The organism is Allocellulophaga tsushimaensis (assembly GCF_055383085.1).
In genome coordinates, this window is the sequence record NZ_AP039451.1 from 783921 (window position 1) to 804470 (window position 20550).

Below are 20550 nucleotides of genomic sequence, written 5' to 3' on the forward strand. Positions count from 1 at the left end.
AAAAGTACTAGTTTAAATACTTAAAATTAAGTCTTTAGCGTATTTGATTGATTTTTATTTATATATTTGCATCCCGAAAAAAAACATTAAAAGAAAATCTTTTATAAAAAATGACGAAAGCTGATATTGTAACTAGAATCTCAGAAAAACTGGGAATTGAAAAAGGAGATGTACAGGCAACTGTAGAATCTTTCATGGAAGAGGTAAAGTATTCATTAGAAAATGGAGATAACGTATATTTAAGAGGTTTTGGCAGTTTTATTATAAAAACTAGAGCTGAAAAAACAGGAAGAAATATTTCTAAAAACACAACTATTAAAATACCAGCACATAACATACCATCTTTTAAACCTGCGAAAGTGTTTGTTGAGAGTGTAAAAAGTAACGTAGAAGTAAAGTAAAAATATTAATCTAAATTAAAGTATAATTTATGCCTAGTGGTAAGAAAAGAAAAAGACATAAGGTAGCTACACATAAGCGCAAGAAGCGTAGAAGAGCTAACCGACACAAGAAAAAGTAGTTGTTTCAACTACTTTTTCATTTTAATACGTTCATTGACATAGGAATTCTAAAAAAGAATTTCAGCAGGTTAACATAACCTGTATAGATATTGTTTAATCATCTATTTGAAAAAACCTTTAATTAGGATACAAACAAATAGATCAAAATTGATTCAGGTGAATAGAGAATTAATCATAAGATCTAATTCCGATGTAGTCGATTTTGCCTTATTAAAAAATGGTAAGTTAACAGAATTACAGAAAGTAGAAGACAGTAATAATTTTTCTGTTGGAGATATTTTTATCGCCAAAGTAAGAAAGCCCGTAACAGGTTTAAATGCTGCTTTTGTAAATGTTGGTTATGAAAAAGATGCTTTTTTGCATTATCATGATTTAGGACCACAACTTTCTACAATGCTTAAATTTATTAAGCAAGCTAGTTCAGGGAAATTAAAAGATTTTTCGCTGAAAAACTTTCCATTCGAAAAAGATATTGATAAAGATGGTGTAATTACAGATGCTATAAAAGCAAACCAATCTTTATTAGTGCAAGTTGTTAAAGAACCCATATCCACAAAAGGACCAAGAATTAGTTCAGAATTATCTATCGCAGGGCGGTATTTAGTTATGGTTCCTTTTTCTGAACGCATTTCTGTTTCTCAGAAAATAGAAAGCAGAGAAGAAAAAGACAGACTTAAAAGGCTTGTAAAAAGCATTAAGCCAAAAGGATTTGGTGTTATCATCAGAACAGTTGCAGAAGGCAAAAAAGTTGCAGAATTAGACAAAGATTTACAAAATTTACTGACCAAATGGTCCGTAATGTGTAAAAAAATGCACAAAGCCCACCATCCATCAAAAGTTTTAGTAGAACTAAACCGAGCATCTTCTATATTAAGAGATGTTTTTAACGATTCCTTTACTGGAATTGAAGTGGATGATGAAGCGCTTTATGAGCAAGTAAAAGATTATGTGCAAGAAATTGCACCAGGAAAAGAATCTATTGTAAAATTGTACAACTCTCGAACTCCAATTTTTGAAAAATTTGGAATAGAAAGACAAATAAAAACATCATTTGGCCGCACCGCCTCTATGAGCAAAGGTGCATATTTAATTATTGAGCATACAGAAGCCTTACATGTAGTAGATGTAAATAGTGGTAACCGCTCTAATAAAGCCAAAAACCAAGAAGACACCGCTTTAGAAGTAAATTTGCTTGCAGCTACAGAAATTGCAAGACAGCTTCGCCTCCGTGACATGGGAGGAATTATAGTTGTAGATTTTATTGATATGACTAAAGGTGATAATAGGAGAAAACTTTTTGATCATCTAAGAGATGAAATGAAAGATGACAGAGCTAAACATAAAATTCTGCCTCCTAGTAAATTTGGGTTGATACAAATTACAAGACAACGGGTAAGACCTGAAATGAATATTAAAACAACAGAAAAAAACCCTAATCAGAAAGTGGGGGGAGAAGTAGAAGCTCCAATTGTTTTAATAGATAAGATAAATGCCGATTTAGAAAAATTATTAAACGGCCCAGCAAGCAAAAATGGAATAACATTAAATATACACCCATTTATTGCAGCATATCTTACAAAAGGATACCCATCCATACGCTTTAAGTGGTTTTTAGAGCATAAAAAATGGATTAAAATACAATCTAGAGATGCCTACACCTATCTAGAATACCGTTTTAAAAATAAAGACGGTAAAACCATTTACTAGCTGTTACAGCTATTTTACTGCAAAGCGACTCCATTTTGGGGTCGCTTTTTTTGTTTATGGCAAACTGACTTTCCCTTTCCCAATATTCTTTTGTATTTTACAAAAAAATTAAAACTATTATGAAAGAATACAAAGTAGAATCATTTCTTCTGTATACTAAGCTTACTTTTGATAAGAACCATATTATTAAAGATGCTACCAAAAAAATGCAAGAATTGCTAGACCAATATGCCAAAGAAGGTTGGACCCTAGCTTCTACTGATGCTGTAACTTTTGGAGCAGCAGTATACCATTATTTGTATTTTGAGCGTACGGTGTAATTCTTAAACCAAACTACTTTGAGTAAATCTAAAATCACCATTCAAGAATACCTTTCTATTGGCTATGTCTTTTTACTATTTTTAGGTATTGTATACCAAGCCATATTTTACAGCTATTTCAATATCAATATCCTTTCTTATTCTTCTATTTTAGATGTTCTTTTAAGTCCGGTTAGTGTTATAACTGATAATTTATTAACCCTAGGAATTATAATTGGCGTAATTGCTTTTGGTGTATTCTATGTAAAAGTATTGGCATCAAAAATCTATTATTATTTTAGAGAAAAGAAATGGTATCAAAAAATATATAACATTGAAAAATGGGATACCTTTTACGAAAATGGAATTTCTAATAATATTGTAATAAGTTACGTTTGCCTATTATTACTCTCCGTTTTTCTAGGTTTGGCTTTAGGTAGCGGCGTTAAAATGTCTAAAAGAATGGAGACTGGAGATTTAAAAGTCAATAAAATATTAGAATTTAAAACTGGAGAAAAATTAAAGGTAAAAACCATTGGGCAAAACAGTCTTTATATTTTTTATATTGTAGAAAATGAAAAACAATTATCCATTACTCCTATTCAGGAGAACATTAAACGTATTGTTAGAATACATAATGATGAAGAATAAGAATTATTTTAAACCTGTATTTTCTTTTTCCTTTATGTAAAATGAATTTTTATATTTAACTCAGGCTAAATAACTTTTCGAGATCTATAGCCTTTACTCGGAATTGGAATACAAGTTTTAGTTTCGGTTTGATGTTCTTCGCCATTGATTAACCTATCAGTAAAACACATATATTTTTGCTTATTTATTGTCTCTACACGACGACTTAGCAAAATATTTGAGTTGTTAATACCAAATGTTCTAATCATATAAGTATTACTTGTAATAATAATACCTTCTTGATAAAAATCTACTTCTTTTAGAGAATTATCTAAAGACTGTTTTAAAGGCTTCAGTTTAAAAATATATGAATTTATACCCCACAAAAGAGTTAATGAAAAAGAGGCTAGCACTAATATATTTGCAAATTCTACATCATTACCCCAAAATTGTCGAGAGCAGAATAAAGCAATGGTAAGACAAGACATTATTAGTAAGAAAACACAAAGCTTCTTTCTGTATTTTTTAAGAAAAGTATTTATAAATTCATCCCATTCTTTTTGTTCATATTTAAACTTCAAAAAACAAGACTTATTCCCATTTTTAACATCAGATTTAAATTTTCTAAATTGATAACCCAATGTTATTCGCCAAATAAAAATATTTAGCAATCCAAAAATAATAACAAGTGGAAAATAGTATATACTTAGTTTGCCAAAACCTATCAATCCGATAATAATAGCGAATGGAAACATAAGTATGACATTAAGAATAACATCAAAAAAAACTTTAATCAAACTATCTTTATATTCAGACTCCATTTGTTAGATTACTTTAAACAAATTTAATTAAGATTGTTGAAGTTAGTTTACTTAAATCTCATTTTTCAAGACTATTTACTTCTACACTTGCTACAATATTCATAGTCTTCTTCAATCTAGCCATAAAACTTCTAATCTCAGTTTCATTATAAGCTGCAAAACCCATTCTAATGGCATTATGCCCCGCACCTATCATATCATATCGTTGCCATTCGGATAAGATAATGCCTTGCGTTTTTCCAACCTCAGCTACCCTATCCCAAGAATATTTTGCATTTAAGGTAACCCAAATGGCCATTCCTCCTTTTGGGATTTCAAAAGAAAAGTAGTCTCCTAATTCACTCTTAAGCAAACTGCAAAATAAGTCTCTACGAGATTTATAGAGCTTCACTACTTTTTTAACATGCCGGTCTAAACTCCCTTCTTTTATAAATTTAGAAAAAGCCAATTCTAATAGAGCATCTCCTTGCCGATCTATAAACCTACGTAGTTTTGCACACTCATCTACAAAAGCTTTAGAGGCAATAAGGTATCCTATCCTATATACAGGTGCAACTGTTTTACAAATAGAGCCTACATAAATTACATTATTATTTTTATCATGACTGGCTAAAGGCAAAATTGGTGCATGGTTGTAATGAAAATCATAATCATAATCGTCTTCTATGATTGCCAAATTGTAATTTTTAGCTAGGTTTAAGAGCTTCATTCTTTTTTCTGCAGAAAGTGTAACGGTTGTTGGATGATGATGATGAGAGGTTGTGTAAATGGCTTTTACAGGGTATTTTTTACATAAACGCTCTATAGCTTCAACATCTAAACCATCTTTAGCTACTTTAGCTCTTAAAAGTTTGGCTCCTGCAGATTTAAAAGTAGTATCCGAAGAGCTATAATTTGTTTCCCCAATGATGATATATTCTTGATTTTTAAATAGTAATTGAGAAGCCAAAAACATTCCCATTTGGCTCCCTCTAGTAATGATGATATGATCTGTTGTAATCGCCAATCCCCGTGTTTCATTTAAATACGCTACTAAGGTTTCTCTTAATTCCATATTCCCATAAGTAGTACCATAATTCATCTGCTTTATGCTACTCTTTTTACTTACTACTTTTCTGTATAGTATTGCTATTTCATTAGAAGGTGCCAACCGAACATCTGAAACGCCATCATTTACATACATATAATCTTCAGAAAAACTTTGAGGGTATTTCCGATTAAAAATAGGATTTTGTGTAAACGAAAAGCCTGTTTTAGCACTCTTTTCTACGGTTTCTAATTCACCTATTTTCTGCTGTTGCAATTCTGGAATATCGCCATGTACATAGGTGCCTTTTTGTGGAATACTGGCGATCCATCCCTGTAATAATAACTCCTCATAACATGCTACCACTGTTTTACGATGCAAACCGATTAATTCTGCCAAAGTTCTTGTGCCTGGTAGTTTTGCATTTGGCGCTAAGGTCCTTTTTTTAATCAGGTCTATAAATTGATTGGTTAACTGTATATAAACTGGCTGCCTACTGCTTTTATCTATTTTAATAATAGTTTTATACGGAATCATAACTGGACTATTTAAATAATTATTTCTGGATGGCTTAGCTAATCCACAAAATTATTAATTTTGATTTAATATTAATCTGTTGTGCATTTTAAAATACATTAAATCGTCTGTTCGAGTGTTTTTTCGTAAAGAAATAAAGAAAAAATGTATCGAGAACATATTCTTAGGAATTAAGGTTCGGTTCTCGATACACTAGATTTAAAACGGAAAATGTTTTAAATCTAGCACTCGAACTGACGTAAAAGCTTGATGTATTCAAAAGACATAACAAGTTTAAAATCATTAATAAAAATGAAAACATATAAGACTTCAGAATTAAATAAAGTAAAAAGGGGCGCCAATAGAGCTATCTACGAGGTTGAAAAAATAAACGATATTCTAGATGCTGGATTTATAGGTTATGTAAGTTATATCTATGAAGGAAAAGCAATTAGTTTACCAATGGCATATGGTAGAAATGAAGATAAAATATATTTACATGGTTCTCATAAAAATAGAATGTTATTAGCACTACTAGAAAGTAAAGAAGCAAGTATGACTGTGATGCATTTAGATGCTCTAGTACTGGCCCGCTCTGGTTTACACCATTCTGTAAACTATAGATCTGCTACTTTATTTGGAGAACTTATAAAGGTTGAAGAGGCTACAGAAAAAGAAAAAGCATTAAAATGTGTTGTAGACCATATGATGGTAGGGCGGTGGGAAGACATTCGCCCAATGCATAAAAAAGAACTAGACGGCACTTTGGTAGTAGCGATGACGATAAAAACAGCTTCTGCAAAAATTAGAGATGTAGGAGTAAAAGATGAAAAAGCAGATGAAAGTCTTCCTATTTGGGCAGGTTTACTACCGCTAAAGCAAGTAGCAGAATTTCCTATTAGCGACGCCTTATTAACTGATGATATTAAAATTCCTGAACATGTTTTAAATTATTATGAAAAGCATAAATAAACCTAATTATATACAAGTATGGACTTTAGTACCGTAAACTTTATTGGTTATCTAGCATTAGGTATTAATCTGTATTCTATGGCTTTAAAGGGAGAATACAAACTAAGATTAATTTCTGTTATTGCTAATGCAATTTATATAATTTATGGGATTTTAATTCATGCGTTTCCTATAATTATAGGATGTACTATAGCTGTGTTTTTACACCTATACCGTATAACCCGCATTATGAAATAGAAAACTATGATTGAAATAAAACGCGCTAAACCATCAGATGCAGAATGTATTGCCTTATTAGCAAGGGTGACATTTACAGAAACATTTGGGCATTTATTTAAGGATACAAATGATATACTAGAATATTGTAAAAAAACTTTTTCTGTTGAAAAAATTAGAAATGGATTACAAAAAAATAATAATCTATTTTGGATTGCACTGGTAGATGAATTGCCAGTTGGTTATGCAAAATTAAAATTGAACTCTACATCAGATTTTATCCCGTTAGAGAAAAGTTGTCAATTGCAGAAAATTTATGTTTTAAAAGATTTTATTTCAATGAAAATTGGACTTCAATTACAAAATAAAGTACTAGAAAAAGCAAGAGAAAAAGGTTTTGAAAAAATTTGGCTCTCTGTCTTAATAAGCAATGAAAGAGCAATTCGTTTTTATACAAAAAATGAGTTTCAAAAAATTGGCAATCATGGATTTCAAATTGGAAAAGAAAAATTTGAATTTATTGCGATGGTAAAAACATTATAAAACTATGTTAGAAATTAGGCTAAACTGTGAAAACTGTAACACATCACTACCAAATGATAGTGACAAAGCTATGATTTGTAGCTATGAGTGTACCTTTTGTGAAGATTGTGTACACACTATTCTTATAAATGTATGTCCAAACTGCGGCGGTGGATTTGAAAAAAGACCAACACGGCCTAAAGCGCAATTACTAAAATACCCTCCTAGAAAAGACAAAATACACAAACCGGTATTAAACAATTCTTATCTAAAGAAAAATAAGAATAGCAACCCTAGAAACAGATAAAATTAAAAGCAATTTATAGTGCAAATTATAATTTTAGTATCTTTCTGTTTTCAAGATTTATAAGGTATTCGTATGGATAAAGCACTACAAACAATGATTGCTAATATGCCTGAAAAAACAGGTAAATCATTAGCGGAATGGAAAGAAATACTGCAAAAAAAGGCTTTTGCAAAACATAGTGAAGCAGTAAAATATTTAAAAGAAGAACATCAAGTAACACATGGCTTTGCTAATACTATTGTAACCTTATCTAAAGAAGAAAATACTAGCACAGATGACCTAGTTAAAAATCAGTATAAAGGAAAAGAAAGCTTATTCCCAATCTATGAAAAATTAATTACTTCTGTAAGTGCTCTAGGAAAAGATGTTACCATTAGTCCTAAAAAAACAAGTGTAAGCATTATAAGAAAGAAACAATTTGTACTAATTAAACCTGCTACAAAAACACGTATTGATCTTGGTTTAAAAATAAAAGACAAACCAAATACAGATAGGTTAGAAGGTTCTGGCCCTTTTGGTACCATGTGTACACATCGTGTAAAAATTACAGCACTGTCTGATATTGATGATGAATTAATAACGTGGATACAAGAAGCCTACAGTAAAGCACTTTAACTGTATCAACACCATAAACAATTAGTAAGCACTTACTTTTTTTGATCACAACATAATTATCGCTAAAGTGTCGTTTAATTATAATTCATAAAAATTTGTTCAATTCAAAAAAATTAGTATTATTGTGATATCAAAATGATATCACATGAAAAATGAAGTACAAATTAAAGGGACAAATGGTTATGCAATACTCCTCATATTGTTTTTAATAATTATTGGTCTTATTGTTAGTTTAATATTAGCAGGAAACCCACTATTATTAATAGTTGGTTTATTAGTTATAATTTTGATAGCAAAAGGCTTCTTTATAGTGAACCCAAATAGTTCTAAAGTAATGGTATTATTTGGTGCTTATAAGGGTACAGTTAGGGAAAATGGATTCTTTTGGGCAAATCCTTTTTTTACAAAACAAAAAATTTCTTTAAGAGCTAGGAATTTTGATAGTGAACGTGTTAAAGTAAATGATAAGATTGGGAATCCAATTATGATTAATGTAATTTTGGTTTGGCAAGTAAGCGATACGTATAAATCTGCTTTTGATGTGGATAATTATGAAGAATTTGTTCGAGTACAAACAGATGCTGCAGTAAGAAAGTTAGCAGGTTCTTATCCTTATGACAATTTTGATGATGAACGAGCAGAATTAACTTTAAGATCTGGAATGGATGAAGTTAATGAAGCATTAGAAAATGAAATTACAGAACGTTTAGCTATTGCTGGTATAAAAGTGATGGAAGCAAGAATTGGTTACCTTGCATATGCTCCAGAAATTGCAAGTTCAATGTTAAAAAGACAGCAAGCAGTTGCCATTGTTGCTGCACGTAAAAAAATTGTTGAAGGAGCTGTTGGAATGGTAGAAGACGCTTTAGAAAAACTGTCTACCGATAATATAATTGATTTTGATGATGATAAAAAAGCATCAATGGTCAGTAATTTAATGGTTGTATTATGTGGTGATAAAGAAGTTATTCCAATTGTTAATACAGGTACACTAAATGCTTAATTTTAATTTGTGAGTAAAAGAAAATCATTTGTCCTTAGAATAGATCCTGAAACCTTTAAGCAGATAGAAAAATGGGCTGATGATGAATTTCGTAGTGTTAATGGGCAAATTGAATGGATTATAAATAAAGGATTAAAAGATTCCAAAAGATTGCCGAATAAACCAAAAATTAAGAAGAGTGACCAGGATAAAGGGCTTTAGTTAAATGATTTATAATTATTCTGTATGCAAGACAAATTAAATTTCTATTAAAATTGTCGTCACGCATTGTTTATAGTAGTTTTACGTTTTATGCAGCATACTAAATCATACACTATTGAAGAGGCTTTAAAAAAAATAGAAAGCTATTGTGCTTACCAGGATCGTTGCCACAAAGAAGTAACAGACAAATTACGAGAAATGCGTATGATCCCTGATGCTATAGACCAGATTTTAGGACATCTTATTGCAGAAAAATTCTTAAACGAAGAACGTTTTGCTTGTAGTTTTGCTCGTGGCAAATTCAGAATAAAAAAATGGGGAAAAAACCGAATTATAAATGAATTAAAACAACGTCAAATTTCTTCATACAATATAAAAACAGCACTTAAAGAAATTGAGGCTGAAACGTATTATAGTACCCTTGATGCTTTAGCCAAAAAACGTTTAGAAAGTATAAAAGAAATAAACACTCAAAAAAGGAGAAAAAAATTAGCAGACTATCTATTATACAGAGGTTGGGAGAGTCATTTGGTTTATGAAAAAATTAAAGAACTTATTCCTTAAAATATACTCAGGAATCGACACTTTTCGTCAGTTCGAGTGCTTTTGAGCTACGAAAAAGTGTATCGAGAACAGTTTTAGAACTAAAAACTCCGATTTCTGATACAATTTATTCCATTTCAGAAAAAATTACTCAAGAATTTACCGCTTTTTCATTCTTATAATCTATCCATTTTTGCCCTTTTAGCCTTCGCATCATATTATCATAATACCGCATAATAAGCACATTATAAAATGCTTTTCCTAAATTTTTAGGATTACGGGCTATAGCGCGTAAACTCATTGAAAAACCTGGGGTTATATATTTCATATAATGCCAATAACCTTCTGGCATATACAAAACTTCACCATGGTTTAATTCGGTTTCGTAACCAGATGCCTGTTTTAGTTTAGGCCACTTTGTATAATCAGGATTAGAGAAATCAATACTTTCGTGGGTTATTAAAGAGTGTGGCACTTTATATAAGTACTTATTTTCTGATTGTGAAAAAAGTATAATTTTCTTTTTCCCTTCAAAATGAAAATGAAAAATATTAGCCAAATCGATATCATAATGCATAAAGGTATGCGAATCGCTACCGCCAAAAAAAAGCATTGGTAAGCCTTTCATTAAACGCAAACCAAAATCTGGAAATGTATAATCTTTCTGTAATTGGGGTACTTCTTTTAAGATATTCCATAAAAAAATACGGAATTTGGTAGGTTCTTTTTTCAATAAGTCTATATAATCTGCCATTTTCATCTTGGCATGTGGCTCATTAAAACCATCTTTGTGCGTTACTGGCCTATCATCGTAAAGCGGTACTGTTTTATCTCCTGCAACTGACTTCATATAGTCTAAATTCCATTTGGTATACGCAGGCCAATCTTCAATAAACCGTTCAATTACAACAGGTTTTTGAAGTTTAAAATACTGTTTTATAAAATCATCCTTGGTAATATGTTTTACCCTAGGAATAGCTTCTAATTTCAAGGACAAATAAATTTGATTGATAATCTGGTTGACATAAATTCTACGAGATAAAAATAAAAATTATCTTTAATAGATTCTCTTAAAATTTATACAAAGACCTTCAAAAAAATACAATTAGCATTCTCTAACAACTACACTTTTGTTGTATTTCTTGCCTCTTCGTTACGTTCTATTTTATGGTCAGGTCTTGTCCATTTAGGTTTTTCTCCTAAGGCCTTATATTTAGAATCTGCAGCTTCTACTGTTTTAGGCTGCGAAACTTTAGTAAATGGTTTTTGCGGATTTAAACCTAAGAGTTTAAACATTTCCATATCTTCATTAACATCTGGGTTTGGGGTAGTTAACAATTTATCACCTGCAAAAATAGAATTTGCACCAGCAAAGAAACACATGGCTTGCCCTTCTCTACTCATTTCTGTACGTCCTGCAGACAGTCTTACTTGCGTTTCTGGCATTACAATTCTAGTTGTTGCTACCATACGGATCATATCCCAAATAGGAATTTTAGGAATATCTTCCATAGGTGTCCCTTCTACTGGCACTAATGCATTAATAGGCACAGATTCTGGCTGTGGATTTAAAGAAGATAGTGCTACTAACATTCCCGCTCTGTCTTCTAATTGTTCTCCCATACCAATAATACCACCACTACAAACAGTAACATTGCTTTTCCGAACATTATCTATAGTTTCTAGCCTATCTTCAAAAGCACGCGTAGAAATTACATCTTTATAATAGTCTTCAGAAGTATCTAGATTATGATTATATGCGTAAAGACCCGCTTCTGCTAATCTTTTTGCTTGGTTTTCGGTTAACATCCCTAAAGTACAGCAAACTTCCATATCTAGCTTGTTAATGGTACGTACCATTTCTAAAACCTGCTCAAACTCTGGACCATCTTTTACATTACGCCATGCTGCGCCCATACATACTCTAGAACTTCCAGAGGCTTTTGCACGCAATGCCTGCGCTTTTACATGCGGTACAGACATTAAATCATTTCCTTCTATATCTGTATGGTAACGTGCTGCTTGCGGACAATAGCCACAATCTTCTGGGCAACCGCCTGTTTTTATAGACAATAAGGTAGAAACTTGTACTGTATTTGGGTCATGGCTTTTACGATGTATTGTTGCAGCATCGTAAAGCAATTCCATAAAAGGTTTATTATATATGGCTAGAATTTCTTCTTTTGTCCAATCGTGTCTTTTTTCAGTCATAAAATTAAAATACTAATGTTCTTCAAAAATAATAGAATTAGATTAGAAAATTTAGTTAAACAATTAATAATACCTTTCGCTATGGCACAAATATGATTAAACAGTGTTTTTATACTAGAAATTAATCATATGTGTTATTTCCTAGTTTATATATAGCACTTTTAAAATACTACGCTGTTTAACTTTGTATTAATTAAATTACGCCATAATGAAAGTGTTCCTATTACTTAGTTTATCTATATTTAACTTAACCGCTAAAAAAGCAGATCCACCAGAACCAGAAATAGGAAAAAGATGGGTATTGAATTTACAATATTCTGATGAGTTTAATGGTACAACATTAGACACTAAAAAATGGCGGAATAGTTACGATGGTTGGAAAGGAAGAACGCCAGGATATTTTTCGCCAGATGCTGTTTCTGTAAAAAATGGGTTATTACAAATTAAAAACGGCGTTTTAAACAAAAAAGTTAAAAAACACAGTAAAAGAAAATATAGCATTAGAGGCGGAGCAGTACAATCTTTAGAAAAAACAGCTCATTTTGGATATTATGAAGTGAATTTTAAAGCTTCTAGAATAAATATGTCTACCACTTTTTGGATGAGCAACCATAAAGCCCCTGTACTTTTTAAAACAAAAATTAATACCTCTGATTGCCGCAAAGATAAATACAGTCAAGAACTAGATATTATTGAGAGTATTGGAGGGAATATCAGTAGAGGAGACAGATTCCGTAAAAACATGAATTTTAATACGCATTACAGGTATATTGATTGTAAAGGCGGAAAAGAAAAGTTTTATTCTGCTGGTAATAATGCGGTAGAGGGGAACGGGCAAAAATCTCCAGCGGAGTTGCATTCAGAATCATGGGAAGATTTCCATACCTACGGTGCCTTTTGGAAAAATGCAAATGAAGTGTCTTTTTATGCGGATAACAGATTTGTAAGTGATGTTATAATACGAACTGATATAGTAGACCAACCCTTTCCAAGAAAAATGGGCATAAATATGGTAACCGAAACCTATGATTGGGCACTACCTTACCCTACTAATGAGGAGCTTAATGATGATACCATAAACACTTCTTATTACAATTGGGTGCGCTCTTACACACTTGTTGATATTAATGCTACCCCTAAACAAAAAAAATATAAAGGCAAAGGAGCGCCAATATACCAAGAAGAAGTAAAACTCTTTAATACACCAACTATAGAAAACGGAAAAATACAAATCCCTTATATTTACAAAGCCAATACCGATAAAAAGGTTGTTTTTAAAGTATTAGATTCTGATCATATTGTAGTTTTAGAAACCACACTACAGGCTTTAGCTGGTTATGGTAAGAATATAAAAATCATAGCCTTTAATAACAAAAAAGAGAATACAAAGTACACCTACGAAATTACTTTTATGGAGTAAATCAATAATCCTAAGTAAGACTAATATCTCTTTTAATTTTTAAAAAACAAGAAGACTATAATAGAATTTAATTCTTATGAATTTTTACAAAAGATATTTAAAAGGAGAAACCATTTTGGTCTGTAACGAAATAAATGAACTAGACTATACTACTTTGGATATTGAACAAAAAAAAGATATCGAAAAAGTATTAACTGAAATTTTTGAGAGAGTATCTTATAATATTAAAATCATTCATCAAGAACTTCTAAATATTAATTATTTATTTAGTACTAAGTCTAACCCCAACTTTGAAAAACCGTTTTATGAGCCATTAGCGGATGTTGAAACTCATTTAAAAAAAATAGATTCGATAGTTAGTCCTTTTGGATTTGTTCCATTATCCTTAAAATATTTTTATCGTATAGTTGGTCATATAGATTTTGTTTGGGATTATAACACCAATAGTACTATAATGTGGGAAATGGCTGATCCAGTTAAAATTTCAGGAAGTAATGTTGTTTTAGAGCAAGTATTAGAAGATGATTGGTTAGAATATATTCAAGAATATGTGGATGACGAAGAGTTTGGGTATGCTTTTTTGGAGTTATCAGAGGATGGTTTCCATAAAGACAATATAAGTGGGGGAGAACCTTACGCAATTGAAATAACTAAAAAGCAATCTTTTGATGCTAAGCTGATAAATGAACCTAATAAAACTACTTTTATAAACTACTTAAGACTTTGTTTTGAGAACTGTGGCTTTCCTGGATTAGAAAAAACAAATAATATTAACTTCAAAGACTTTTATGATAAAGTTAAACCTCAATTAAAAAAAATATAACAACATACAACAAACTACTTTATAAAAAGAAATAATCCAGTGGAGACTTAAACATTAATCCGCATCATCTTTTTGTTTCAAAATATCTTTTTCCACTGATACAATTTACTCTACATTTTTACAAAAAACTCAGAGCATTATTTTTATGAAATAAGACCCGTCAGGTTTTTAAAACCTGACGGGTCTTAAAATGAAGAAAATTTATTATTATTTCTCTTCTTTCTTCTCTTTTACTTCTTCAGTAGTTGCATCTTCCGCAGGAATCTCTTTACCTTTTAAATATTCTGGCAATTGCATTCCCGCCATATTAAACATTTCTTGTAATGGTGGTACAGATTTGTACATTCCCGAAATAAAGTTAGCCGTAGAACCTTTGCCATCTGCAGATTTTGCACCAGAATCCCAAACGGTAACCTTATCAATCTTAATATTTTTAATAGCTTCTGCTTGTGTTTTTACCAATTCTGGTAATTTATCAGCTACTAGTAATAACACCGCATCTTTAGGATCATTACCTGCCGCTTTTACAATTTCATCTAAACCAGCCGCTTGTTTTGTTAGTACTTCATATAAACCTTTTGCTTCTGCTTGCGCTTTAAACAAGATGGCATCTGCTTCCCCTTTTGCTAATCTTCTTATTTGCTCTGCTTCTGCTTCTGCATCAATTTCTACTTTTCTCTTATCTATTTCCGCAGGGACTACAATATCTGCCGTTTGGGAACTTCTAACGCGTTCCGCCCTTGCAATTTCTGCATCTTTTTCAGCCGCATACGATTCTTCTAATGCTTTTGCAGCTTGTACTTTTTCTGCAGCTATTGCCGTACGTTCTGCTTCTGCTTCTCTTTGCCTACGTAAAGAATCTGAATTAGCAACATTTATTTTTGCAACGTTTTCTCCTTCTACCGCTTGCGCATTTGCTGCGGCAACTTGCGTTCTTTCATCTTGTACTGCATTTGCCTCACCAATAGAACCATCTCTATTTTTTTCTGCAACCGATTTACGTGCTGCGTTAATTGCATGTGCAGCCGCTTCTTTCCCTAATGCCTCTATATAACCAGACTCGTCAACAATATCTGTAATGTTTACGTTGATTAATTTAAGACCTACTTTCTTTAATTCTGATTCTACACTCTGAGAGATATTAGTTAAAAACTTATCTCTATCTGAGTTAATTTCTTCGATATCCATTGAGGCAACTACCAAACGTAATTGACCAAAAATAATTTCTTGTGCTAATTCTTGAATTTCATTCTGCCCCAAACCTAATAAACGTTCAGCAGCATTTTGCATAATACCTGGTTCTGTAGAAATACCAATGGTAAACCTTGATGGTACATTTACACGAATATTTTGCTTACTTAAGGCATTGATTAAATTTACTTCTATAGATATAGGTGTTAAATCTAAAAATTGATAATCTTGGATGACTGGAAAAATAAATGCAGCACCACCATGAATACATTTTGCAGAATTACCACCACCAACTTTACCGTATACCACTAAGATACGATCTGAAGGACAACGTTTATAGCGCCTTATAAAAGCGATGATAATAATAAAAAAGAAGAGAATTGCAAAGCCAATGGCTAAGAGCGAGGCACTGCCCCCTAGTTGTAATGGTAATAGCATAGTTTTGATTATTTATTTAGTAATTCAACAATTAAAATTCCGTTATCGGTAACATCTTTAACTTTTATAACATTTCCTTGTATTAGATCGGTTTCATGATCTGTTAAAGCATCTAACTCTCTTAAGGTACCTTGAACATTAACACTAACTTTTCCTATTTTGGCCCTTTTAGCTCCTATGGTTAAATACACTTCTCCTATTTGGTTAAGTGCATTTTTTAAGACTAATGTACCGCTATCATTTAATTTTGCTAAATAGTAAAATAAAGATGCCATAGCAAACATCATCAAGAGCCCACAAAAAACAGAGATTAGAATTACTAAAAATTTAGGTAAATCAGCATCAATACTTGCAATCCCTGTCCAACCAAAAATGGTTAAAAACCCCATTAAATTTTTAAACGATAAAAATTGAAAATCTACGCCAGTATCACCATCTATTTCTGCATCTACATCACCATCTACACCATCTGTATCTCCGCCAATCAGTGTCATGATTAAAAGAATAATTAAAATCACCGAGGATATACCAGCTACAAGCCAATATACTTTTTCAAAAGTGTTAAGCGTTTCAAAAAATGCTACCATAGTTTTTATTTTTGATTTTTTAGTTTAGCATACTCTTTTCAATAAAATACTTACTGCATTTCCTCCAAAACCAACTGCATTAATAAGTACTTTATGTACCTTTAAAGATACCGAATCATAACTTACAAAAGGAACTTTTATTGCTTTTTGATGTTGCATCATTAAAATTCCCAACTCTAGACTCAAAAGGCCTGATGCTCCAAAAGTATGTCCTATCTTCCATTTATTGGTAGTACAAAAAGGGATTTTGTTACAAAATACTTTTTTTATGGCTTCCATTTCAGAAATATCGCCTTTAATAGTACCTGGGGCATGCATTACAATTACATCTACCTCATCTGGATGCATATCTCCTAAAGCCATTTTCATAGAACGCTGAAAACAAACTGCGTCTGTAGAGATAGAAATATTATGGGTTAATACTTCTGTAGCATAGCCAATACCCTCTATAGTTGCTAAAGCATTTTCTGTGATTCCTTTTTCCAAACAGACTACCGCAGCCCCCTCTCCCAAAACCATTGTGTTTTTTTGTTTTTCTAGATTTAAGGATTGGCAAGGATAGCTTCGACTACGCTCAGCTACCTTATTTTGGCTGCATTCTGATGTTACAAAAGATGCTTCTTTAGTATAAATTTTTAATGCTTGCATCTGTGCAATAGTAAAAGGAGTTAATGGTGCTTCACTACCACCAACTAAAAATTTATCAGTCATTCCGCCTCTTATCCAAGCGATACCATTTAATACAGAATGTAATGCTGTAGAGCAAGTTATAGAATGTGATATTTCTGGACCTTGCGTTTGTAAATCATGTGCTACCCAAGAAGATATGTTCCCTAAAGTAGTGGTTGGTGAACTTAATGTTGTTGTTCTATTCTGATCTAAAAACTCTTTATGATACTTTTCAAATAAAGCAGTTGCTCCTCTTGAGGATCCAAAATTAACTCCAAAATGATCCGCTTTTTTCCAATTGGCAATTGCAATGGCTTTACGTGATACATATATGGCATAAAGTACTGTGTCATCTAAGGATTTGTATTTAGAATCTGATGCTCTTAGCGTTTCTATTTCTTTTTTTGAGGTTGCTGATAATTCTCCTACCCAAAGCTTTTTAGAAGTAATTTCTTTTTCTTTTAATAGGGTTTCTTCTTGAATATAAGAGTTCCAGGTTTCTGCTTGTGAAATTCCCAAAGGAGAAATTGAGGCTATGGCAGTTATAGAGATTGGTTGTAACACTACTACTTAATTTGTAAACAAAAATACAGCTTATCCCTTTTTATATAACTAAAGAAAGTTTTTAATTTAAAATGTAACAAAAAGATATTTTTATCACTAATATTAGTGTACAATTAAAAAAACTAAAATGGAAGAAGTAAGAAGAAAAAGTTGGTTTGGTCGTAATTGGCCTTGGGTACTACCTGTTGGCGGCTGTTTAACTGTTATTCTATTATTTGTTTTTGGTATTGGTGCACTTATTTTTGGAGTTTCTAAAGCTATTTCAGGCTCCGAGCCTTATGAATATGCTGTACAAAAAGCTTCCACAGACCGAGATGTAATTGAATTTCTTGGAGAACCTGTAGAAACTGATGGTATTATGCAAGGTAATATCTCTACAACTAATGGAGATTCTGGTGAAGTAAATATTACAATTCCTTTAAAAGGCCCTAATGGAGAAGGCGATGTAACTATTATTGGTACAAAAACAGATGGTGTGTGGATGTATGAAAAACTCTATGTAACTATTGATGATACGGGAGAAGATATAAATCTTTTAGAAGGTGAAGTTTTGGAAGAATTCTAGTATATTTAGTTGTATTTTACTATGTAAGTATCTTAGAATTACTTCACCAAAAGAAACTTCTAATTCGTATTTTTGATGTTTTACTTTGTATTATAAACCACAAAAGTTAAATGCAGCAATCTGATCTTACTATTATTATTCCTTGCTATAATGAATACAATCGGTTGCCTAAAGCTGCATTTACTACTTTTCTGAAAAATACTCCTAAAGCTTCTATCTGTTTTGTAAACGATTGTTCTTCTGATGACACATTATTAGTTCTAGAAGATTTAAAATTAGTTTTTCCAGATCAAGTCTTTTTAATTTCTAATCCAAAAAACAGCGGAAAAGCGGCAAGTGTTAGAAACGGAGTATTGTATTGCTCACTGCACAAAACTGCTAAAAACTTAGCGTATTTAGATGCAGACTTAGCAACTTCTTTAGAGGAATGCTTCTATTATGTGAGGTACTTAAAAGACGGTAAAAAATTTGTGTTTGCTTCTCGGATTTTAAAAATTGGTTCTGTAGTAGAACGTCGGTTTTCTAGGTTTTTATTTGGTAGAATTATAGCTACATTTATTTCGAGTTTATTAGATATTAAAGTATACGACACTCAATGCGGCTGCAAAGTTTTTAATACTGATCTTTCTGAAATTTTATTTAAAAAACCATTTTTATCTAAATGGTTATTTGATGTGGAACTCTTCAGCAGGCTTTTATGTTTTTATGGTAAAAAAGATGCTTTAGAACTCATGGAAGAGATTCCTGTTAAAAAGTGGGTTGATGTTGGTGATTCTAAAGTTAAACTATCTTATGCCTTTAAATTATGGATAGACTTGTTCAAAATCAAAAAAACGCATCAGAAAAATTATAAGGCATACTTAAAAAATTAAACTATTTCTAAAACTTCTTTTATAGCCTCATAAATTTTTTTCATTTCTTCTTCTTTAATAATGTATGGTGCTAAAATATAAATAGTATTTCCTAACGGACGTAAAAATACACCACTATCCATAAAATGTTTAAAAAGTTTATCCCTAAGATTTCCATAACGTTCCATGCTTAAATTTAAATCTAAAGCATATATAATTCCTGTTTGTCTTGTGACAGCTACTTTTGGATGTTCTTTTATTTCTGCATCAAAATTTTGATGCCATTTTATAATACGTTTAATATTATTTTGTACTTCTTTTGACTGTAGCAATGTTAAACCTGCTAAAGCTGCAGTACATGCTAAAGGGTTTGCAGTATAGGTATGTCCATGAAAAAGTCCTTTAGAAATTTCATCTGAATAAAATGCATTATACACCTCTTCTGTACAACTGGTTACTGCCATGGGCACTAAACCTGCTGTTAAAGCTTTAGACATACACATAATATCTGGCTTAATGGTAATTTGATCTGACGCAAAATGAGTTCCTGTTTTTCCAAAACCAGTCATTACCTCATCTGCAATAGTAATTACTTGATACTTTTTAAGCAATCTTAAAATGCGGCATAAGTGATTTGCGTGATGCATTTGCATTGCAGCAGCACCTTGTACTAGGGGTTCATAAATAAAACCTGCAATATCATTTTTTTGCAAACGTTTTTCTAAATTTTCTAATATCAACGCCAGATTAGTTTCATTTGGTACAGGAATACGCTCGACATCAATAAAAAAATCTTCAAAAGATCCATTGTACACCGAAAGTCCAGAAGCAGACATTGCTCCAAAAGTATCTCCATGAAAAGCATCATCAAATGCTAGCAATATTTTGCGCTTTTCACCTTTATTAAAATGATATTGGAGTGCCATTTTTATACCGATCTCAGTGGCTGTTGAACCATTATCAGAAAAAAATAATTTTTCCTGATTATAAGGAAGAATTTTAATTAATTCTTCTGATAGTTTTACTGCTGGTTCATGTGTAAAGCCACTAAAAACAACTTGGTCTAACACGCCCATTTGCTGCTTTACTTTATCCAATATAAAATTATTACAGTGGCCATACATGCTGGTATACCATGATGAAATACCATCTACATATTTTTTACCATTCTCATCATATAAAAAAACACCTTTAGCTTTTACAATTGCTAACATTTCTGAATGCAATTTATGCTGTGTTAGCGGATGCCAAATGTGTTTTTTATCTCTTTCCGAAATATTTTTCACTAGTATTCAATTTAAAGCACTTACTTTTTATTTATCTTGCAAAGA

General features: G+C 31.6%; 23 protein-coding genes. 15 read left to right on the top strand and 8 right to left on the bottom strand.

Annotated features, from left to right (window positions below):
- Positions 1-110 precede the first annotated feature (110 nt).
- The 4 genes from ACZ451_RS03490 to ACZ451_RS03505 all read left to right on the top strand — a co-directional run bounded on the left by ACZ451_RS03490 (position 111) and on the right by ACZ451_RS03505 (position 3178).
- A complete protein-coding gene (locus tag ACZ451_RS03490) occupies positions 111-401 on the top strand; it encodes an HU family DNA-binding protein (RefSeq protein ID WP_013549904.1) in 291 nt (96 codons plus the stop codon).
- Positions 402-677: 276 nt separating this feature from the next.
- Positions 678-2228, top strand: coding sequence for an Rne/Rng family ribonuclease (locus ACZ451_RS03495; protein WP_464215705.1), 1551 nt, complete (start codon positions 678-680; stop codon positions 2226-2228).
- Between the two features lie 119 nt (positions 2229-2347).
- Positions 2348-2548 carry a DUF4177 domain-containing protein gene (locus ACZ451_RS03500; protein WP_464215706.1) on the top strand — a complete coding sequence of 67 codons (201 nt, stop codon included), beginning with the start codon at positions 2348-2350 and terminating at the stop codon, positions 2546-2548.
- Positions 2549-2566: 18 nt separating this feature from the next.
- Positions 2567-3178: a hypothetical protein gene (locus ACZ451_RS03505; RefSeq protein ID WP_464215707.1), complete on the top strand. Its 612-nt coding sequence runs from the start codon at positions 2567-2569 to the stop codon at positions 3176-3178.
- A gap of 65 nt (positions 3179-3243) precedes the next feature.
- Here the strand turns inward: ACZ451_RS03505 and ACZ451_RS03510 are convergent, their stop codons facing one another.
- Together ACZ451_RS03510 and ACZ451_RS03515 are read right to left on the bottom strand one after the other, a co-directional pair.
- Positions 3244-3978 carry a hypothetical protein gene (locus ACZ451_RS03510; protein WP_464215708.1) on the bottom strand — a complete coding sequence of 245 codons (735 nt, stop codon included), beginning with the start codon at positions 3976-3978 and terminating at the stop codon, positions 3244-3246.
- 58 nt (positions 3979-4036) lie between these two features.
- Entirely contained in the window at positions 4037-5542 is a 1506-nt protein-coding gene (locus ACZ451_RS03515) for an aminotransferase-like domain-containing protein (RefSeq protein ID WP_464215709.1), read from the bottom strand.
- Between the two features lie 291 nt (positions 5543-5833).
- Between ACZ451_RS03515 and ACZ451_RS03520 the strand changes: the two genes are divergently transcribed.
- The 7 genes from ACZ451_RS03520 (at position 5834) to ACZ451_RS03550 (ending at position 9921) form a co-directional block, all read left to right on the top strand.
- Positions 5834-6493 carry a pyridoxamine 5'-phosphate oxidase family protein gene (locus ACZ451_RS03520; RefSeq protein WP_464215710.1) on the top strand — a complete coding sequence of 220 codons (660 nt, stop codon included), beginning with the start codon at positions 5834-5836 and terminating at the stop codon, positions 6491-6493.
- A 243-nt stretch (positions 6494-6736) separates the two neighbouring features.
- Positions 6737-7252 carry a GNAT family N-acetyltransferase gene (locus tag ACZ451_RS03525; protein WP_464215711.1) on the top strand — a complete coding sequence of 172 codons (516 nt, stop codon included), beginning with the start codon at positions 6737-6739 and terminating at the stop codon, positions 7250-7252.
- Between the two features lie 4 nt (positions 7253-7256).
- Complete coding sequence (locus ACZ451_RS03530; protein WP_464215712.1) at positions 7257-7538, top strand: DUF1272 domain-containing protein; 282 nt, start codon at positions 7257-7259, stop codon at positions 7536-7538.
- A 72-nt stretch (positions 7539-7610) separates the two neighbouring features.
- Complete coding sequence (locus tag ACZ451_RS03535; RefSeq protein ID WP_464215713.1) at positions 7611-8153, top strand: DUF5655 domain-containing protein; 543 nt, start codon at positions 7611-7613, stop codon at positions 8151-8153.
- A gap of 145 nt (positions 8154-8298) precedes the next feature.
- Positions 8299-9156 carry an SPFH domain-containing protein gene (locus ACZ451_RS03540; protein ID WP_464215714.1) on the top strand — a complete coding sequence of 286 codons (858 nt, stop codon included), beginning with the start codon at positions 8299-8301 and terminating at the stop codon, positions 9154-9156.
- Positions 9157-9165: 9 nt separating this feature from the next.
- Positions 9166-9357: a type II toxin-antitoxin system antitoxin gene (locus ACZ451_RS03545; RefSeq protein ID WP_464215715.1), complete on the top strand. Its 192-nt coding sequence runs from the start codon at positions 9166-9168 to the stop codon at positions 9355-9357.
- Between the two features lie 90 nt (positions 9358-9447).
- Complete coding sequence (locus ACZ451_RS03550; protein ID WP_464215716.1) at positions 9448-9921, top strand: regulatory protein RecX; 474 nt, start codon at positions 9448-9450, stop codon at positions 9919-9921.
- Between the two features lie 130 nt (positions 9922-10051).
- On the opposite strand, the gene ACZ451_RS03555 is transcribed toward ACZ451_RS03550, so the two are convergent.
- Complete coding sequence (locus ACZ451_RS03555; protein WP_464215717.1) at positions 10052-10891, bottom strand: cupin-like domain-containing protein; 840 nt, start codon at positions 10889-10891, stop codon at positions 10052-10054.
- Positions 10892-11022: 131 nt separating this feature from the next.
- Complete coding sequence (gene bioB, locus ACZ451_RS03560; protein WP_464215718.1) at positions 11023-12111, bottom strand: biotin synthase BioB; 1089 nt, start codon at positions 12109-12111, stop codon at positions 11023-11025.
- Between the two features lie 208 nt (positions 12112-12319).
- Between bioB and ACZ451_RS03565 the strand changes: the two genes are divergently transcribed.
- Both ACZ451_RS03565 and ACZ451_RS03570 read left to right on the top strand, forming a co-directional pair.
- Complete coding sequence (locus tag ACZ451_RS03565) at positions 12320-13531, top strand: family 16 glycosylhydrolase (RefSeq protein ID WP_464215719.1); 1212 nt, start codon at positions 12320-12322, stop codon at positions 13529-13531.
- A gap of 76 nt (positions 13532-13607) precedes the next feature.
- Positions 13608-14354 carry a hypothetical protein gene (locus ACZ451_RS03570; RefSeq protein WP_464215720.1) on the top strand — a complete coding sequence of 249 codons (747 nt, stop codon included), beginning with the start codon at positions 13608-13610 and terminating at the stop codon, positions 14352-14354.
- 207 nt (positions 14355-14561) lie between these two features.
- On the opposite strand, the gene ACZ451_RS03575 is transcribed toward ACZ451_RS03570, so the two are convergent.
- From ACZ451_RS03575 to ACZ451_RS03585, 3 genes are read right to left on the bottom strand one after another with little or no spacing between them, the layout of a single operon-like run.
- Positions 14562-15983 (bottom strand): flotillin family protein, encoded by a 1422-nt coding sequence (locus tag ACZ451_RS03575; protein WP_464215721.1) that lies wholly within the window; start codon positions 15981-15983, stop codon positions 14562-14564.
- Between the two features lie 8 nt (positions 15984-15991).
- Positions 15992-16570 (bottom strand): hypothetical protein, encoded by a 579-nt coding sequence (locus ACZ451_RS03580; protein WP_464215722.1) that lies wholly within the window; start codon positions 16568-16570, stop codon positions 15992-15994.
- A 24-nt stretch (positions 16571-16594) separates the two neighbouring features.
- Positions 16595-17803, bottom strand: coding sequence for a beta-ketoacyl synthase N-terminal-like domain-containing protein (locus ACZ451_RS03585; RefSeq protein ID WP_464215723.1), 1209 nt, complete (start codon positions 17801-17803; stop codon positions 16595-16597).
- A 127-nt stretch (positions 17804-17930) separates the two neighbouring features.
- Here ACZ451_RS03585 and ACZ451_RS03590 point away from each other — a divergent pair, with 127 nt between their 5' ends.
- Positions 17931-18368, top strand: a complete 438-nt coding sequence (locus tag ACZ451_RS03590) for a cytochrome c oxidase assembly factor Coa1 family protein (RefSeq protein WP_464215724.1) — start codon at positions 17931-17933, stop codon at positions 18366-18368.
- A 110-nt stretch (positions 18369-18478) separates the two neighbouring features.
- Positions 18479-19240 (top strand): glycosyltransferase, encoded by a 762-nt coding sequence (locus ACZ451_RS03595; protein WP_464215725.1) that lies wholly within the window; start codon positions 18479-18481, stop codon positions 19238-19240.
- Here the strand turns inward: ACZ451_RS03595 and bioA are convergent.
- The gene (gene bioA, locus ACZ451_RS03600; RefSeq protein WP_464215726.1) at positions 19237-20505 is read right to left on the bottom strand and encodes an adenosylmethionine--8-amino-7-oxononanoate transaminase; all 1269 of its coding nucleotides are present in this window, start codon (positions 20503-20505) and stop codon (positions 19237-19239) included. The two genes, ACZ451_RS03595 and bioA, sit on opposite strands and share 4 nt — an antisense overlap.
- Positions 20506-20550 lie beyond the last annotated feature (45 nt).

Bases quoted from the DNA above. Each gene is read 5' to 3' on its own strand.
- bioB (WP_464215718.1), bottom strand. From the start codon at position 12,111: ATGACTGAAAAAAGACACGATTGGACAAAAGAAGAAATTCTAGCCATA.
- ACZ451_RS03520 (WP_464215710.1), top strand. From the start codon at position 5,834: ATGAAAACATATAAGACTTCAGAATTAAATAAAGTAAAAAGGGGCGCC.
- ACZ451_RS03590 (WP_464215724.1), top strand. From the start codon at position 17,931: ATGGAAGAAGTAAGAAGAAAAAGTTGGTTTGGTCGTAATTGGCCTTGG.
- ACZ451_RS03490 (WP_013549904.1), top strand. From the start codon at position 111: ATGACGAAAGCTGATATTGTAACTAGAATCTCAGAAAAACTGGGAATT.
- ACZ451_RS03570 (WP_464215720.1), top strand. From the start codon at position 13,608: ATGAATTTTTACAAAAGATATTTAAAAGGAGAAACCATTTTGGTCTGT.
- ACZ451_RS03530 (WP_464215712.1), top strand. From the start codon at position 7,257: ATGTTAGAAATTAGGCTAAACTGTGAAAACTGTAACACATCACTACCA.
- ACZ451_RS03540 (WP_464215714.1), top strand. From the start codon at position 8,299: ATGAAAAATGAAGTACAAATTAAAGGGACAAATGGTTATGCAATACTC.
- ACZ451_RS03575 (WP_464215721.1), bottom strand. From the start codon at position 15,983: ATGCTATTACCATTACAACTAGGGGGCAGTGCCTCGCTCTTAGCCATT.
- ACZ451_RS03580 (WP_464215722.1), bottom strand. From the start codon at position 16,570: ATGGTAGCATTTTTTGAAACGCTTAACACTTTTGAAAAAGTATATTGG.
- ACZ451_RS03510 (WP_464215708.1), bottom strand. From the start codon at position 3,978: ATGGAGTCTGAATATAAAGATAGTTTGATTAAAGTTTTTTTTGATGTT.
- ACZ451_RS03500 (WP_464215706.1), top strand. From the start codon at position 2,348: ATGAAAGAATACAAAGTAGAATCATTTCTTCTGTATACTAAGCTTACT.
- ACZ451_RS03565 (WP_464215719.1), top strand. From the start codon at position 12,320: ATGAAAGTGTTCCTATTACTTAGTTTATCTATATTTAACTTAACCGCT.
- ACZ451_RS03535 (WP_464215713.1), top strand. From the start codon at position 7,611: ATGGATAAAGCACTACAAACAATGATTGCTAATATGCCTGAAAAAACA.
- ACZ451_RS03515 (WP_464215709.1), bottom strand. From the start codon at position 5,542: ATGATTCCGTATAAAACTATTATTAAAATAGATAAAAGCAGTAGGCAG.
- ACZ451_RS03550 (WP_464215716.1), top strand. From the start codon at position 9,448: ATGCAGCATACTAAATCATACACTATTGAAGAGGCTTTAAAAAAAATA.
- ACZ451_RS03525 (WP_464215711.1), top strand. From the start codon at position 6,737: ATGATTGAAATAAAACGCGCTAAACCATCAGATGCAGAATGTATTGCC.
- ACZ451_RS03595 (WP_464215725.1), top strand. From the start codon at position 18,479: ATGCAGCAATCTGATCTTACTATTATTATTCCTTGCTATAATGAATAC.